General features: G+C 75.5%; 9 protein-coding genes. 5 read left to right on the top strand and 4 right to left on the bottom strand.

Annotated features, from left to right (window positions below):
* Positions 1-121 precede the first annotated feature (121 nt).
* The gene (locus I6A81_RS32170) at positions 122-307 is read right to left on the bottom strand and encodes a hypothetical protein (protein WP_203007043.1); all 186 of its coding nucleotides are present in this window, start codon (positions 305-307) and stop codon (positions 122-124) included.
* A gap of 180 nt (positions 308-487) precedes the next feature.
* The gene (gene ligD, locus I6A81_RS32165; protein ID WP_203007042.1) at positions 488-1,381 is read right to left on the bottom strand and encodes a non-homologous end-joining DNA ligase; all 894 of its coding nucleotides are present in this window, start codon (positions 1,379-1,381) and stop codon (positions 488-490) included.
* Positions 1,382-1,637: 256 nt separating this feature from the next.
* Here ligD and ku point away from each other — a divergent pair, with 256 nt between their 5' ends.
* Positions 1,638-2,657 carry a non-homologous end joining protein Ku gene (gene ku / locus I6A81_RS32160; protein ID WP_203007041.1) on the top strand — a complete coding sequence of 340 codons (1,020 nt, stop codon included), beginning with the start codon at positions 1,638-1,640 and terminating at the stop codon, positions 2,655-2,657.
* A 120-nt stretch (positions 2,658-2,777) separates the two neighbouring features.
* Here the strand turns inward: ku and I6A81_RS32155 are convergent, their stop codons facing one another.
* A complete protein-coding gene (locus I6A81_RS32155; RefSeq protein WP_203007040.1) occupies positions 2,778-5,783 on the bottom strand; it encodes a non-ribosomal peptide synthetase in 3,006 nt (1,001 codons plus the stop codon).
* A gap of 622 nt (positions 5,784-6,405) precedes the next feature.
* Between I6A81_RS32155 and moeZ the strand changes: the two genes are divergently transcribed.
* Both moeZ and I6A81_RS32145 read left to right on the top strand, forming a co-directional pair.
* Positions 6,406-7,581: an adenylyltransferase/sulfurtransferase MoeZ gene (moeZ, locus tag I6A81_RS32150; RefSeq protein ID WP_203007039.1), complete on the top strand. Its 1,176-nt coding sequence runs from the start codon at positions 6,406-6,408 to the stop codon at positions 7,579-7,581.
* A 426-nt stretch (positions 7,582-8,007) separates the two neighbouring features.
* The gene (locus I6A81_RS32145) at positions 8,008-8,409 is read left to right on the top strand and encodes an MGMT family protein (protein WP_203007038.1); all 402 of its coding nucleotides are present in this window, start codon (positions 8,008-8,010) and stop codon (positions 8,407-8,409) included.
* A gap of 52 nt (positions 8,410-8,461) precedes the next feature.
* On the opposite strand, the gene I6A81_RS32140 is transcribed toward I6A81_RS32145, so the two are convergent.
* On the bottom strand, positions 8,462-9,214 hold the full coding sequence (locus I6A81_RS32140; RefSeq protein WP_203007037.1) for an SDR family NAD(P)-dependent oxidoreductase: 753 nt from the start codon (positions 9,212-9,214) through the stop codon (positions 8,462-8,464).
* Between the two features lie 414 nt (positions 9,215-9,628).
* Here I6A81_RS32140 and I6A81_RS32135 point away from each other — a divergent pair, with 414 nt between their 5' ends.
* A complete protein-coding gene (locus I6A81_RS32135; RefSeq protein ID WP_407661412.1) occupies positions 9,629-13,084 on the top strand; it encodes an ATP-dependent helicase in 3,456 nt (1,151 codons plus the stop codon).
* Entirely contained in the window at positions 13,084-16,779 is a 3,696-nt protein-coding gene (locus I6A81_RS32130; RefSeq protein ID WP_238430507.1) for an ATP-dependent helicase, read from the top strand. Before I6A81_RS32135 ends, I6A81_RS32130 begins: the two co-directional genes overlap by 1 nt.
* Position 16,780: the final 1 nt, after the last annotated feature.

The following is a 16,780-nucleotide window of genomic DNA, read 5'->3' as shown; positions in this document are numbered from 1 at the left end:
CCCGACGGGTCGCCCGGCACCGGGCGTGGGGGACGCGCGGCGGTCGTCGGGGGCACCCGAAGCCGGGGGCACCCGGAGCCGGGATGAGTGGCCGGGGTGTGTGCCGAACGGCCTGGCGTGCCTAGCGGTAGTCGTCCTCGTCGTCCTCGACGACGAGGCTCTGCTCGACGGCGTCGTACTCGTCGACCTCGGGCCGCTCGCGCAGCGGCGGCGGACGAGGAGGCGTCTCGTCCGGGCGCAGCGCCCTGGCCTGCTCGGCGGCGTCGGCGTCGGGAACGTCGAGGGGAAGTTCGGTCGGTGCACCCATGCTGGCCTCCACGAGGTGACGGGACGTACTCGCCCGGGTGACGCCGCCCGCGCGTCGGTCAGGCCGTCGCGCGTCCCGCGTCACCGGGTCGGCCAACCGGACCTGCCGGATCGCCTTCGCCGATCCGGCTGGAACCCCGGGATTCACGGCATACCCACCCGCCGTTGCCGCGAACGCCCGTCACCGTTCTTGTTGCCCGAGCAGCGGCGCGAACAGATCGCCGTGCCGCGCGACGCGGTCGAGCACCTGGGTGGCGGTGAAGGCGAGGTCGCGTGGGTCGCGGGCGGCGGCGACCTCGTCCCAGCTGACCGGGGTCGAGACGGTCGGCGACGCCCGGGCCCGCAGGGAGTAGACGGAGACGGTCGTCTTCGCGGGGTTGTTCTGCGACCAGTCCAGGAGCACCCGCCCGTGGCGCAGGTCCTTGCGCATGTTCGACACCACCAGGTCCGGATGGTCCCGGGCGAGCCGTTCGGCGACCGTCCGCATGTCGTCGCGCACCCGCATGCTGTCCCGCCCGTCGTCCACCCGGCCGTACACCTGCAGCCCCTTGGACCCGCTGGTCTTCACGCAGAGCGGCTCGGGCAGGACCTCGCGCAGCAGCAGGGCGACGCGGGCGCAGTCCAGCACGTTCGTGCCCGGGCCCGGGTCGAGGTCGGCGACCAGGAGGTCCGGCTTCCTGGTCGAGATCCGCCACATGGGGGTATGCATCTCCAGGGCCGCCAGGTTGGCCAGCCAGACGAGTGTCGGGCGTTCCTCGGCGACCAGGTAGTCGATCGTGCGGCGGTTCTTGGTGGACCCGGGGGAGGGCAGCGTCTGGGTCGTCACCCAGGCCGGGCGGTGCGCGGGGGCGTTCTTGCTGAAGAAGCCGTCCGCACCGACGCCCTCGGGGAAGCGCACGACGGTCAACGGCCGGTCGGTGAGGTGGGGGAGCAGGACGTCGGCGATCCGGGCGTAGTAGTCGATGACCTCGGCCTTGGTGGTGCCGGCCGGGTAGAGCACCTTGTCCAGGTTCGACAGCTTCAGCTGCCGGCCGTCGACCTCGACCGCCTGGTCGGCCCCGCTCGCCCCGCCCATCCCGTGCCTCCCGCGTACGCCGCGCCGCGTTCCGCCCCGAGCTACCCGCTCCTGTGCATCCCAGCATGCGCCGGGGGCCGAGGAGACCGTTTGTGCCTGTCCGGACGCACAACCGATGAGTCTGGCTGATCGACAACGTCTACCCAACGGGTGTCCAAGTGTGCTGAGCGGGCGGATTTTTGGCGGGTTCGCCGGTCGGGCGGACACGGGGCGCCGGGAGGCTCACGATGGGGTTGGAACGACGTTAGGGGCGAACATGCGTTCGATTTGGAAGGGTGCCATCAGCTTCGGCCTCGTCTCGGTCCCGGTGAAGCTGTACTCGGCCACCGAGGAGCGTGACGTCGCCTTTCACCAGGTCCGGCGCTCGGACGGGTCGCGGATCCGCTACAAGCGGGTGGCCGCGGCCGACGGCGAGGAGGTCCCGTACTCCGAGATCGCCAAGGGCTACGAGCTGCCGGACGGCGAGACCGTCGTCCTGACCGACGAGGACTTCGCGAACCTGCCGCTGTCGACCTCGCGCGCGATCGACGTGCTCGGGTTCGTGCCGCTGGAGCAGGTCGACCCGATCTACTTCGCGAAGAGCTACTACCTGGAGCCGGACAAGCACGGGTCCAAGCCGTACGTGCTGCTGCGCGACGCGCTCGAGTCCTCGGGCCGGGTGGCGCTGGTGAAGATCGCGCTGCGGCAGCGCGAGCAGTTGGCGACGCTGCGGGTCCGCGGCGGTGTCTTCGTACTGGAGACCATGCTCTGGCCAGACGAGGTGCGCGTGCCGGACTTCCCGTTCCTCGAGGACGAGATCCAGGTCCGCGAGCAGGAGCTGGACATGGCCAGGTCGCTGATCGACACGCTCGCCGACGACTTCGACCCCACGAGGTTCGGCGATCAGTACCGCGAGGCCCTTCTCCAGGTGATCGACGCCAAGATCGCCGGGCAGGAGGTCGTGGCGCCGCCGGTCGAGGAGAAGGTGGGGCCCGCCGGCGACCTGATGGCCGCGCTGCGCGCCAGCATCGAGGCGGTCCGGTCGGGCCGGCCGGCGGGTGGCGCCGCGGGGCCCGAGGCCGAGGCCGAGCCCGAGCGGGCCGCCGAGGCGGCCGAGGCCGCTGGACCCGCGACGGTCGGTGGCAAGGCCAAGGCGACCGGCCGGAAGACGGCCGCGAAGAGCGCCGGTCCCAAGAACGCGCCCCCGAAGACCGCGCCGAGGACGGCGGCGGCGGGCTCGAAGTCCACGGCCGCCAAGTCGACCGCCGCGAAGTCGCCGACCCGCCGCTCCGCCTAGGCGCGTCCCACGGGACGCGCGCCAGCTCCGCCGGGCCGGCACCCCACCCGGTCTGGCGCCTTCCGGTCCCTGGCGTCCGCCGGATCGTCCCCGGCGCCTTCCCCGGGTCGTCGGCCGCGGTCAGGAACCGCCGGAGACGTCCTGGTCGAGGTGGGCGATCCGGGCGCGGATGTCGTCGGCGAGCGCCCCGACGAGGGGCTCCCGCAGGATGCTGTCGTGGTTGCCGACCACCGTCCTGGCCACGGCGTCCCTGCCGGTGAGCAGTTGGGCCCACGGGCCGCTGACCGGGCGCAGCTCCGGGTTCGACACCTTGGCGGCGGCCTGCCACAGCAGCGCGCGCCCGGTCCAGGGCGCCGGCCGGTAGGTCATCGACACCAGTCGGCCCTGGTCGTAGAAGGTGCGGAACTGGCGGTCGTCCGGGAACTGGACGAGGCCGGTCAGCGGCACCAGGCCGATCCGGCTCGCCCGGTGGGCCATCGTCCGGAGCAGGTCCGCCCGGTCGGTGAGGAAGCGCGGCGCCCGGTCGGAGAGGAAGCGCGGCGCCCGGTCGAGGGCCCGCCTGGCGGCCGAGGTCTGGCCGTCCGCCGGCGGCGCCGGCCGCGGCGGCCAGGCCCGCGGCGGTTTGTCCCAGCTGTAGGAGCCGCCGGCCTGCTCGGGGCCGCCCGAGTGCTGCGAGGACACGATCGAGCCCGTCATGGACACCCGTAGCCCGCCCGGCGGGGTGGAGTCGATGAGGGCGAGCAGGCCGACGTGCTCGCCGGCCGCGCGCAGCAGGTGCGCCGTCTCGAGGGCGACCAGGCCGCCGAACGAGTGCCCGACCAGCAGGTACGGCCCACGGGGCGCCAGCAGCCGCAGCGCGCGGACGTGCCGGCGTGCCGCCGCCTCGACCGTCCAGTCCGGGAGGCCCCGGCGCTCGAGCCCGTGCGCCTGCAGCCCGTAGACGGGTCGTTCCCCGTCGAAGTTCGCGGCCAGCGCCAGCATCGCGATCGCCAGTCCGCCGGCACCGGAGAAGCAGAACAGCGGCACCCCGGTCCCACCGGTCCGCAGCGGGATCACGTCGGGATGGCGTGGCGTGATCCTCGACGCGCTCGACGAGGCCTGCGCGGCCACCGCCGCGAGCTCCGCCACCGTCGGCGCCTGCGCGAGCACCGACGTCGGCAGCCGCACCCCGAGCTCCTCGAACAGGCGGGACACGACGTCCTGCGCGGCCAGCGAGTCGCCGCCGAGCTCCAGGAAGTCGTCATGGATGCCGACCGAGTCCAGGTCGAGCACCCGGGCCCACAGCCCGGCGACCGCTTCCTCCCAGTCGTTGCGCGGCAGGTCGCCGGCCAGCGCGGGTGGCGCCGGCGGGAGCGCCTTGCGGTCCACCTTGCCGCGCTCGGTGCGTGGCAGCGCCGGGAGGATCATCACCGTCGACGGCACCATGTACGCCGGCAGCCGAGCCCGCAGCAGCCGGCGGATCGACGCCGGGGACGGGCGGCTGCTCGGCGACGGGACGACGTAGGCAACCAGCCGGGCCGGCTCCGTCGACGCGTCCGTCGCCACGACGGCGTCGCTGACCTCCTCGGAGGACAGCAGCGCGGCCTCGATCTCGATCGGCTCCACCAGGTAGCCGCGTACCTTGACCATGCCGTCGAGGCGGCCGGTGATCCGCAGCAGCCCGTCGGGCCCGAACCGGCCGGCGTCGCCCGACCGGTAGTACGGCACTCCGTCGTCTCCGACGCCGTACCGGGCGGCGGTCTGCTCCGGATCGCGCCAGTACCCGCCCGTCAGGTAGCGGCCGGCGACCACGATCTCGCCGGCCTCGCCGGGGGCCGCCTCGGTGCCGTCGTCGCGCAGCAGCCGCACGGCCGTGCCCGGCTGCGGGACGCCGGCCGGCAGGACGCCGTCCGGCAGCGGCTCGCCGGGCCCGGTTATCCCGAGCGTGACGAGGCCCGCCTCCGAGGAGCCGTACGAGACGACGACCGCCGCCTCGTACGGCAGGTGCTGGCGCAGGAGGCGGGCGTCGCGCGCGTGCAGCGCGTCGCTGGCCGTCGTCACGCAGCGTACGGAGCCGAGCACCTCACCGGGGTCGAGGGCGCCCGCCACGGCGCGCAGCAGGGACGGGGTGAACCACAGGACGGTCGGGCGTTCGGCCCGTAGCCAGGCGGGCAGCGCGCGCATGCCGTGAGCGCGCGGGTCGTACATCGACAGGGTGGCGCCCGTCAGCAGGCTGCGAAAGACCATGCTTGCGCCGGAGATGAAGCTGTACGGCAGCAGGAGGCCCAGCCTGTCGTCGGCCGTGAGCCCGACACCGTCCTGGAACACGCTGACGTGGCGGAGCAGGGTGCGGTGGTTCCACATCACCCCCTTCGGGGTTCCCGTGGAGCCGGACGTGAAGATCAGCATGGCCAGGTCGCCGCCGGACCTGCGCGGCGCTCGACCCGACGGCCCCGCGAGCCCGCCGGGCGTGGTCTGGGCCCCGGCCGCCCGGCCGCCGGCGCGGCCGTCCGCGGGCCCGGGCGCCTGCGTGGCGGCGGACACGGCGAACGGGGCCAGGCTCGTCGGCTCGGGGCGGCCAGGGGGCGGTACGCCGATCTCGATCCGCTCCACCCAGGGCGGGAGGAGGCGGGCCGGGTCGGGCGCGACGTCGGTGCCGCCCAGATCGGCGCCCGTGCCACCGACGGTGTAGCCGAGGGCCGGGCCGCCGCACACGCACAGGTCGGCGTCGGCGAGCTCGAGCACCCTGGCCAGGCGATCGGGGGGCAGGGAGGAGTCGAGCGCCAGGAACGGCCGGCCGGCCTTGAGGACGCCGATCATCGCGACCACGGCCGCCGGGTCGTGCCCGAGCAGGATGGCGACCGGGCGGTCAGGCGCGCCCTGCCGGTCCGCCGCGGCGCGGGACGCCCGGTCCGAGAACCTGGCCTCGCCGGTTTCGGCGGACTCGTGGGCGCGGTCCAGCAGCCGCCGGGCGAGGTCGTCCGACCAGTGGTCCAGCTCGGCGTAGGTCAGCGTGCCCCGTGGCGCGCTCACGGCGAGCTCCGTGGCACACAGCCGCGCGACGAGCCGGAAACGGTCGACCACGTCGCCGTCCAGTTCGTTCGCGGTGAGCGGCTGGACCGAGGGTCTCGGGCGCGGGCCGGACACCGCTGGATTGGATAGTGCCGTCACACCAGGCCCTTCCAGAGCTTCGGCACGCCTCAGGACGGCTTAGCATAGCAATGGTATTTAAATACCAATTGGCCAGCGCGCGGGGTCTTCTTTCATTCGCGAATGAAATCTGACGTTGCGGAAGAATAGAATCTGACGTTGCGGAAGAATTGCGCGCCGCTTGGTGTACCCGATCGGTCACCGTGGGATCGGTGGATCCACCGCTTCGTCGCGCTTCACCGCGCGCTGGCGATTCACCCGTCGCGTTTCGACGGCACTCGGCCCCCGGCGACGGCTGACGGCCCCGGGGCGGTCGCCCTCCGTCACGGCCTCGGTCTCGGTGCCCGGGCTGGTCCCGGCCGGCCATCGGCGGCGGCCGAGGCCGTGACGGAGGCGTCGGGACCACGCGGTGGGACGGCGGGAACACGCGGTGGGGGCGGTGGGAACACGCGGCCGGCCGCGGGCGCTGCACCTGAGGTGGTCCGCGGCGCCGCGGCGCGGCGCGGACCGCCTGCCCACCGGCCGCCGCGGGTCCGCCGAGACGGACCGGCGACGGTCAGACCTGTGGCATCGTCGAGGGAACGCCCTCACCCGGCGATGCCGAACGCAAGGAGCACGTGTGTCCCTTCCACCTCTGGTGGCGCCCGCCGACGAGCTCTCCGTCGACGAGATCCGCCGTTACTCCCGGCACCTGATCATTCCGGATGTCGCGATGGACGGGCAGAAGCGCCTGAAGAACGCCAAGGTCCTGGCGGTCGGCGCGGGTGGCCTCGGGTCGCCGACGCTCATGTACCTGGCCGCGGCCGGCGTCGGGACGCTCGGGATCGTCGAGTTCGACACGGTCGACGAGTCGAACCTGCAGCGTCAGATCATCCACGGCCAGTCCGACGTCGGGCGCAGCAAAGCCGAGTCGGCGCGCGACACGGTCCTGGAGATCAACCCGTATGTCAACGTCGTGCTGCACGAGACGCGGCTCGACACCGACAACGTCATGGAGATCTTCAGCCAGTACGACCTGATCGTCGACGGCACCGACAACTTCGCGACCCGCTACCTGGTGAACGACGCGGCGGTGCTGCTCGGCAAGCCGTACGTCTGGGGCTCGATCTACCGGTTCGACGGGCAGGCCAGCGTCTTCTGGGCGGAGCACGGGCCGTGCTACCGCTGCCTGTACCCGGAGCCCCCGCCCCCCGGCATGGTGCCGTCCTGCGCCGAGGGCGGCGTGCTCGGCGTGCTCTGCGCGTCGATCGGGTCGATCCAGGTCACCGAGGCCATCAAGGTGCTGACCGGCGTCGGCGATCCGCTGGTCGGCCGGCTGATGGTCTACGACGCCCTGGAGATGAGCTACCGCTCCATCAAGGTCCGCAAGGACCCGGAGTGCCCGCTGTGCGGCAAGAACCCGACGATCACCTCGCTCATCGACGACTACGAGGCGTTCTGCGGCGTCGTCTCGGAGGAGGCGCAGCTCGCGGCCGCCGGCTCGACCATCACCGCCGGCGAGCTGAAGGAGTGGATCGACCAGGGCACCCCGCTCGAGCTGATCGACGTCCGCGAGCCGGCCGAATGGGAGATCGTCCGGATCCCGGGCGCCCGGCTGATCCCCAAGGGTGACCTGCCGGCCCACCTGTCCGAGCTGCCGCAGGACAGGCGCGTCGTCCTTTACTGCAAGTCCGGCGTCCGCTCGGCCGAGGCGCTCGCCACCCTGAAGGGCGCCGGCTTCTCCACGGCCGTGCACGTCCAGGGCGGCGTCACCGCCTGGGCCACCCAGGTCGACAGGACTCTGCCGGTCTACTGAGCCCGCTCTCGGCCCAGTCCGCTCCCGCGACGCGCGAAGGCCCCGCCTCATGGCGGGGCCTTCGTCACGCGTGGGCCCGTCACGGTCGGACGGCGCCGGCGCCACATCCGGGAACGCTGTCCTTGCCGCGCTCCTCCGCCCCGCGTGTGGCGCGCCCGGAGCGCCCGCCGGAACGCGCGTCCTGGACCGTGCTCTGCCGGACAGTCCGGGAGGGGCAGCGATCTTCTGGTTGGGCGCGGACAGGTCGGCGACGGACAACCGACTTGTCCGTCGATCCGCGAGCCCTGAGCCGCGTTTCGGCGGACACTTCACCGGCATCCGGCATCCGGCATCCGGCGTGGGCCGTTGGTCGGGGGAACCTTGGCTGATATGGCGACCAGGACGCGGTCTGCCTGACCTGTCGGACTCGCCTGGCATGCTGAGCCCATGAGCGGACTTCGGCCCGACGGCCGGGGCGGGAAGGCGCCGGGGAGCGTGTCCGCCGGGCTGGGCACCCGGGTGCGCATCCACGTCGGCGGCCAGCCCGGCGAGTACGCCAAGGCGGTGCTCGACGCGGTCGCCCGGATCCCGCCCGGCAAGGTGATGACCTACGGCGACGTGGCCGAGTACGTCGGCGGAGGCACCGGCCGCCACGTCGGCGCCGTCCTCGCCCGCTTCGGCCACGAGGAGGACGTCCCCTGGCACCGGGTCATCCGCGCCACCGGCGAGCCCAACCCGACGGCGCCGGTGGAGGCGATCGCCCGCCTCGTCGCCGACCGCACCCCACTGCGCCCCGACGGCGACCGGGTCGACCTCACCCGCGCCCGCTGGGACGGCCAGGCGCCGTGACCTGCCCAGTGCCCGCCGCGAGGCCGCCGGCCACGCCGTCCTTCCAGGACTCCTAGCGGGCGGCGTAGCCGGCGTCGGCCAGGTAGACGCTCCCGGTGACGATCGAGGAGCGGTCGGACAGCAGGAAGAGGACGATCTCGGCGACCTCGTCCACAGTGGCGAACCGGGCCATCGGGGCGAGGAGCGCGGCACCGCGCATCTTCCGCTTCCCGTCGCCGCCGCCCATCATCGCGGTGTCGACGAAGCTCGGGGCGACCGCGTTGATCCGGATGCCGCGGGTGGCGTACTCCAGCGCCGCCGTCTTCGTGAGCCCGATGACGCCGTGCTTCGCCGCCACATACGCGGCGGCTTCCGTGAAACCGACGACGCCGAGCACGGAGGCCATGTTCACGATTGACCCGCCGCCCGCCTCCAGCATCGCGGGGATCTCGGCCCGCAGGCAGTAGAAGACGCCGTTCAGGTTGGTCTCGACGACCCGCCGCCAGTCGTCGACCGGGATCTTGTCCACGGGCTGGCGGGGCAGCGAGATCCCGGCGTTGTTGACGGCCAGGTCGAGCCGGCCGAACGTCCGCACGGCCGCCGCGACGGCGCCGCTCACCGCGTCCGGGTCGGTCACGTCCAGCCCGAGGGCGAGCGCGGTCACGCCAGCGCGCTCAAGCTCGTCGGCGGTGCCCTTGGCCGACGCCTCGTCGAGGTCGGCGACGACGACCCGCGCGCCGGCGTCGCCGAGCCGGCGGGCGCAGGCCGCGCCGATGCCCGCGCCCGCCCCCGTGACCAGCACGACCTTGTCCGTGCACTCTCCCATATCCCTCAGGCTCCCACAGTGACCACCGACAGGCGTCACCAGCGGGAGGCCGCACCCCCGGGTGGGGTCCCCCGACCCCTCGGAGGCGATCGCGGAACTGTCGGAGCCGCGTGGTCTCCTGTATCCGTGTCCACCTCGCCCACCGCCGACGGACACCCTGGCGCGGGATCCGCCGGCGCAGGGTCCGCCGGCACAGGGTCTGCCGGCGCAGGGTCTGTTGGCACAGGGCCTGTCGGCACGGCGTCTGCCGGCACGGGGTTCGTCGACACACAGCCCGTCGACGCGCGGGCCGGCGCCGGTCAGCCGGTCACCCTGACGCGGCCGGCCGCCGGCGCGCGCCGCTACCGGCTCGACCGGTCGGCGACGCCGGCCGGGTGGGCCGAGCCCGCGCGGCTCGACGACACCCAGCGGGCGGTGGTGGAGCACCCGGGCGGCCCGTTGCTGGTTCTCGCCGGCCCGGGCACGGGCAAGACGACGACGCTGGTGGAGGCGGTCGCCCATCGCGTCGAGGCGGGGCTGGACCTCGGCTCGATCCTCGTCCTCACGTTCGGCCGGCGGGCGGCGCGGGAGCTCTCCGAAAGGATCACCGCGCGCGTGGGCGCGGCTGTCGGCGGCACCGTGGCCTGGACCTTCCATGCCTGGTGCTACGCCGTGCTGCGGGAGTTCCCCCGCCCCGGCGACCCGCCGCCGCGCCTGCTGACCGGTCCGGAGCGGTTCACCCGGCTGCGCGACCTGATCGAGGGCTCGCGCGAGATCGGCCGGCCGCGCTGGCCGGCGTCGCTGCGGGTGTGCCTGCGTACCCGGGGCTTCGCCGAGGAGGTCGAGGCGTTGCTCTCCCGGGCTCGCGCGGTCGGGCTGGACCCGGCCGGCCTGGCCGAGCTCGCGGTCCGCGCCGGCCGGCCCGACTGGGCGGCACTCGCCGAGTTCTACACGGACTACCTGGACACCCTGGGCTTCGAGGGCGCGGTCGACTACCCGGAGCTGGGCCACCGGGCCGTGGCGCTCGTCCGGGACCCGGAGCTCGGTCACGCGCCGCGCGCGCGTTACCGGGCGGTCTTCGTCGACGAGTACCAGGACGTCGACCCGGCGCAGGAGCGGCTGCTGGCCGCGCTGGCGGCGGGCGGCGCCGACGTGGTCGCCTTCGGCGACCCGGACCAGTCGATCTACGCGTTCCGCGGCGCGCGCGTGCGCGGCCTGCTCGACTTCCCCACCCGGTTCCGCCGGGCCGACGGCTCGCCCGCCGACGTGCGCGCGCTCGGGGTGTGCCGGCGCATGACCCCGTCGGTGCTCGCCGCGAGCAGGCAGGTCGCGAGCCGCCTGCCGATGTCGGGTCTGCCGGTGGCCGCCCTGCGCGCCCACCGCGCCCTCGTCTCCGCCGAGCCGGACCAGGCCGGCCAGGTCGAGGCGCTGTCCTTCCCGTCGGAGGGCGCCGAGACCGAGGCGATCGCCGACCTGCTGCGCCGCGAGCACCTCACCGGCGGCGTGCCGTGGCACCGGATGGCGGTGCTGACCCGCTCCGCCGAGGCGCTGCCGCCGGTAGCCCGGGCGCTGACGGCGGCCGGGGTGCCGGTGGACATGGCCGGCGACGAGCCGCCTTTGGCCGCCCGGCCGGCGGCGGCGCTGCTGCTCACCGCGCTGCGCTGCGCCGACGACCCGGCCTCGCTGACCGCGGCGGACACCCGCGCGCTGCTGTTGTCCCCGCTCGGCGGCGCGGACCCCGCCGGCCTGCGGGCCCTGGGCCGCGCGCTGCGCGAGCACGCCCGCGCGGCCGAGGAGCCGGCGACGGTCCAGGAGCCGGCGACGGTCCAGGAGCCGGCCGCGGTCGAGGAGCCGGCCGCGGTCGAGCCGGCCGCCGCGGGCTCGCCCGAGCCGGACGCCGCGGGCTCGCCCGAGCCGGACACCGAGGACGCCCGGGCCGCGCGCGGGCTGGCGTCGTCGGCGGAGCTGATCCGGGCCGCGCTCGCCGACCCGGCGTCGATTCCGGACGGCGTCGACGCCGAGCTGGCCCGCCCGGTGACCGAGGTCGGCGCCCTGCTGCGCGCGGCGAGCCGCCGGTCCGGCGGCGCGCCGGTGGACGCGCTCTGGGCGCTGTGGGAGGGCACCGGCTGGCCGGCGCGGCTGCGGCGGGCCGCCGCCAGCGGGTATGGGGCGACGCGGCGGGCGGCCGAGGCCGACCTCGACGCCGTCGTCGCGCTGTTCGACGCGGTCGGCCGGCTCGGCGAGCGGCGCGGGCCCGGTGGCGGCGCGCGCGGCCTGATCGCCGACCTGACCAGCCAGGACTTCGCCGCCGACAGCCGCGCGGGCGCCGAGGTCCGCCCGGACGCGGTGCGGCTGCTGACCGCGCACCGCGCCAAGGGCCTGGAATGGGACGTCGTGGTCGTCCGCGGCGTCCAGGACGGCGCCTGGCCCGACCTGCGCGCGCAGCACTCGCTGCTCGGCGCCGAGCAGCTGGACGCGCCCGAGCGGGGTGGGCTGCGCCCGCCGGAGACGTCCCGGGACCGCTGGGCCGAGGAGCGCCGGCTGTTCTACGTGGCGGTCACCCGGGCTCGCCGCCGGCTCGTCGTCACCGCCGTAGACACCGCCGGCGAGGAGGGCGTGACGGGCGAGAACGGCTCCCGGCGCGGCGAGTTCCTCACCGAGCTGGGCGTGCGCGTGACGGACGGCTCGACCTGGACCCCTCGACCGCTCAACCTCGCGAGCCTCGTGGCCACGCTGCGCCGGCTGGCCGTCGAGCCGACGGCGAGCCCGGCGCTGCGGCGCGCCACCCACCGCCGGCTGGCGGCACTGGCCGCCGCCGCCGACCACGGCGACCGGCCGCTGGTGCCCGCGGCGCACCCCGACCGCTGGTGGGGCGCGCGCGAGCTGACGTCGTCCGAGGTGCCGGTGGTCCCGGCGGACGAGCCGATCCGGCTGTCCGGCTCGTCGCTGTCGAGCCTGCGTGACTGCTCGCTGCGCTGGTTCCTGGAGCACGAGGCGCACGCGGGCCGCCCGGCGACGAGCGCGCAGAGCTTCGGCCGGGTCGTGCACGCGCTCGCCGACGAGGTCACCTCGGGCCGCACCCCGGCGACCCTCGCCGCGCTGGACGCCCGTCTCGACACGGTGTGGCGGCAGGTCGCCTTCGAGGCCCAGTGGCGTTCGGACCAGGAGCGCGCGGCGGCGCGCGACGCGCTCGCCCGCTTCCTCGACTGGCACGCGGCCGAGCGCGGGCGGGTCCTCGTGGGTTCGGAGCAGCGGTTCAGCGTCGACCTGACCGTCGACGGCCGCCCGGTCCGGCTGCGCGGCTCGATCGATCGTCTCGAGCTCGACGCCGCCGGCCACGTGCACGTCATCGACTTCAAGACCGGCCGGGCCGCCGTCGCCCCCCGAGACCTGGCCGAGCATGTCCAGCTGGGCACCTACCAGCTCGCCATCCGTGAAGGCGCCGTCGACCCGGGGTCGTTCCCGGACCGCCGGCAGGGGACCGGCGACCGGGGAGGCGAGCGCCTCGAGCGGCCCGGGGACGCGCCGCCCGAGGCGCCCGCGCGGGCGGAACCGGCGGCGCCGCCCGAGGCGGCCCAGGCCGCGTGGCCCGCGGGTCGGGGGGACCGGCCCGCCGTTCCCGGCGGCGCCGAGCTCGTCCATCTGCGCCGCGACGCGGACGGCGACCGGACCGGCCCGCGCGAGCCGGGTGAGCCGGCCGGCCCGCCCCAGATCCAGCGGCAGGAAGCGCTGCCGGCCGGGCGGTCCTGGGTGGACGAGCTGCTCGGCCAGGCGGTGCGCACGATCACGACCGAGACGTTCGCCCCGACGCCAGGGCCCAGCTGCGACTACTGCTCGTTCCGACGGTCGTGCCCCGCCTGGCCGGCGGAGGGCGGACAGGTGGTCGACTGATGGACGTTTCGGTACCGCTGCCGGAACCCGCGCTCGACGAGCCGCCCGGCCCGCGCCGCGGGTACGAGGGGCACCCGGCGCCGCCCGCCGGAGCCGTCCCGCTGGCGTCCGTCTCGCTGGGAACGTGGCCGTCCCGGAGGGCGGCCCCGCCGCAGCCCGCGCTGCCCGGGCTCGGCGGTGACGAGGCGGACGTCGGCGCGGACGTCGAGGACTGGTTCGAGGGCGCCGCCCCCGCGGCCGAGGGCGCCGACGAGCCGCGCCGGCTGACCAGGGAGGGGCTGCGCGCCCTGCTCGGCGTCCCCTTCACCGAGGAGCAGCTCGACGCGGTCTGCGCCCCCGTGGCACCCGGCGTCATCGTCGCCGGCGCGGGTTCCGGCAAGACCTCGGTGATGGCCGCGCGAGTGGTGTGGCTGGTCGCCGCCGCCGGAGTGCCCGCCGAGCAGATCCTCGGTCTGACCTTCACCCGCAAGGCCGCGGGCGAGCTGGCCGAACGGGTACGCCAGGCCCTGGCCCGGCTGCGCCGCGCGCGCCTGGCCGTCGCGGGCTCGGGCGAGGCGGTCACGGCCGCCGGCGGGCCGGATACCGACGGGCCGGAGGTCGGCGGGCCGGACGTCGGCGGCGGCCCAGCCCTGGTCCCCGATGTCGAGGGCGCGCTGATGGACGACGGCCTGGGGGAGCCGACCGTCGCCACCTACAACTCGTTCGCCAGCCGGCTGGTCGCCGACCACGCGCTGCGCCTCGGCCTGGAGCCCGACTGCGTCCTGCTGCCCGCCGCCGCCCGCTACCAGCTCGCCGCGCACGTCGCCCGGAGCTACCGGGGCCGCGTGGAGGCGTTCACCGGCTCGATGCCGGCGCTGGTCGAGGCGGTCGTGGCGCTCGACGGCCAGTGCGGCGAGCACCTCGTCGACCCGGACGACCTGGTGGCCTTCGACCGGCGCTGGCTCGCCGACGTGCTCGCGGCCCTCGAACGGGCTCGTGCCCGGCCGAACACGGCCACCCTGGTGCGCGATCTGCGCAGGCTCGCCTTCACCGCCCGCCGCCGGCTCGAACTCGCGGAACTGGTCAAGGAGTACCGCGCCGCCCGCCGGGAGCGCGAGCTGCTCGACTACGGCGACCAGATCACGCTCGCCGCCCAGCTGGCCGAGCAGGTGCCCGAGGTCGGCACGCTCCTGCGCGGCCAGTACACCGTGGTGCTGCTGGACGAGTACCAGGACACCTCGGTGGCCCAGCGACGGCTGCTGACCGGGCTGTTCGGCGGCGGGCACCCGGTGACGGCCGTCGGCGACCCCGCGCAGGCCATCTACGGCTGGCGGGGCGCCTCCGCCAGCAACCTCGACCGCTTTCCCGAGCACTTCCGCCGGGCCGGCGGCGCGCCGTCGGCGACCTACCAGCTGTCGGTGAACCAGCGCAGCGGCGGGCGGCTGCTCACCCTCGCCAACGCCGTCGCCGAACGGCTGCCCACCAGGAGCGTCACGGTCCTGCGGCCCCGGCCGCAAGCCGCGCTCGCGGGCCAGACCGTCGTGGCGCTGCACGCCACCTGGAACGACGAGGTCCGCTGGATCGCGGGCCAGCTCGCCGCGCGGGTGCGGGCCGGCTGCCCGCCGCGCGAGTGCGCGGTGCTCGCCAGGTCGTGGTCGGACGTGCCCGCGCTGGTCACGGCGCTGACGGACGCGGGGCTGCCCGTCGAGGTGCTCGGCCTCGGCGGCCTGCTCTCCAAGCCCGAGATCGCCGACATCCGGGCGACGCTGGAGGTGCTCGACGACCCGACCGCGAACCCGTCGCTGGTGCGCCTGCTGACCGGGCCGCGGCTGCGGCTCGGCCCGCGCGACCTCGCCGCGCTCGGCCGGCGCGCGGTCGAGCCGCTGCGCGCGGGCGCCTCCGCCCGGCTCGCTCCCCGGACGCCGGCCGACGCGCTGGCCGACGCGGTGTCGGACGTCGACCCGAGCGACGTGGTGTCGCTGGCCGACGCGCTGGCCGACCCGGGAGAGGAGATCTCCGCCGAGGGCGCCCGGCGCGTGCGCGCGTTCGCCGCCGAACTCGCCGCGCTGCGCGCGCACGTCAGCGCGGGGGTGACGGAGCTGGTCCACCGGGTGGTCGAGATGACGGGCCTCGACGTCGAGCTGGAGCTGGCCGCGCCCCGCGGGACCCGGGGCCGGGAGAACCTCGCGGCCTTCCTGCGGGTCGCGGCGGACTTCGACCGCTCGGCCGCCGGTTACGACGACGCGAGCGGACGGGCCTCGCTCACCTCGTTCCTGGGTTTCCTGCGGGCCGGCGAGCAGCACGAGCGAGGGCTGGCGGTGGACGTCCCTGGCGCGGGCAAGGCCGTCCAGGTGCTCACCATGCACGGCGCCAAGGGCCTGGAGTGGGACGTCGTCGCCGTGCCCAACATCAGTCGCGGGTCGTTCCCCGACAGCACCGTCGGCGACCGGTGGATCACCTCGCCGTCCGTGCTGCCGGCGCCGCTGCGCGGCGACGCCGAGGACCTGCCGGAGTTCGTCGTCGACGACGACCGGGCGGCGTTCGACCGGTTCGCCGACCAGTGCCGAGCGCAGGCGGAGCACGAGGAACGCCGGCTCGCCTACGTCGCGTTCACCCGGGCGCGCTCGACCCTGATCTGCGGCGGCCACTGGTGGGGGCCCACCCAGAAGAAGCCCCGTGGGCCGTCGCCGTTCCTCGACGAGCTGCGCGAACACGCCAGGCGAGAGGGCAACGGCCAGGTCGACCACTGGGCCGACGTCCCCTTGGAGAAGACGAACCCCGCGCTCGAGACTCCGGCCGAGTACGTGTGGCCGGCACCGACGGACCCGCTGGCGGCGGCCGCGCGGCGGGCGGTGGCGAACGCGGTGCGCGGGCTGCTCGCGGGCACTCCGGCCGCCGCCGCCAACGCCGCCGCGGCGGCGGCCGGCGCTCCCGAGGCCCGGGGTGCCGCCGCCGTCATCATCGAGACGGTCGCCGGGATCGCCGAGGCGGACCACCGGGCCGCGATGACCGCGCAGGAGCGGGCGCTGCTCGACGCGCTGGACCTGGAGACCCGGCTGCTGCTTGACGAGGAGCTCGCCGCCCGCGCCCCGGCCCGTCGGGTGCCGCTGCCGACGGGGCTCACGGCGACGCAGGTGATGATGCTGCGCGCCGACCCGGACGGGCTCGCCCGCGAGCTGGTCCGCCCGCTGCCGCGCCGGCCCGTCCCCGCCGCGAGCCGGGGTGTCCGCTTTCACGCGTGGGTCGAGGAGATCTTCGACCGGCGCCCGCTGCTCGACCACGAGGACCTGCCGGGAGCCGAGGACGAGTACCTCGACGACGCGGAGCTGCGGGCCCTCAAGGACGCCTTCCTCGCCGGCCCGTACGGCGGCCGCCGCCCGTTCGCCGTGGAGACGCCGTTCGAGCTGCCGATCGGCGGCCGGGTGGTCCGCGGCCGCGTCGACGCCGTCTACGACCTGGGCGGCGGCCGCTACGAGGTGGTCGACTGGAAGACCGGCGCGACCGCCGCCGACCCGGTCCAGCTCGCCCTCTACCGCCTGGCCTGGGCGCGCCTGCGCGGTGTCCCCCCTGGCGCGGTCGACGCGGCCTTCTACTACGTCAGGGACAGCCGCGTCGTGCGCCCGGCGCTGCCCACCGAGGCGGACCTCGCGGCGTTGCTGAGCCCTGCCAGCCCGTCTGGCCCGTCTGGCCCGCCCGGCGCGCCCAGCCCGCGCTGAG

It is taken from the genome of Frankia nepalensis, assembly GCF_016786325.1.
GTDB lineage: Bacteria > Actinomycetota > Actinomycetes > Frankiales > Frankiaceae > Pseudofrankia > Pseudofrankia nepalensis.
This window is presented reverse-complemented; position numbering and strand designations above follow the sequence as displayed.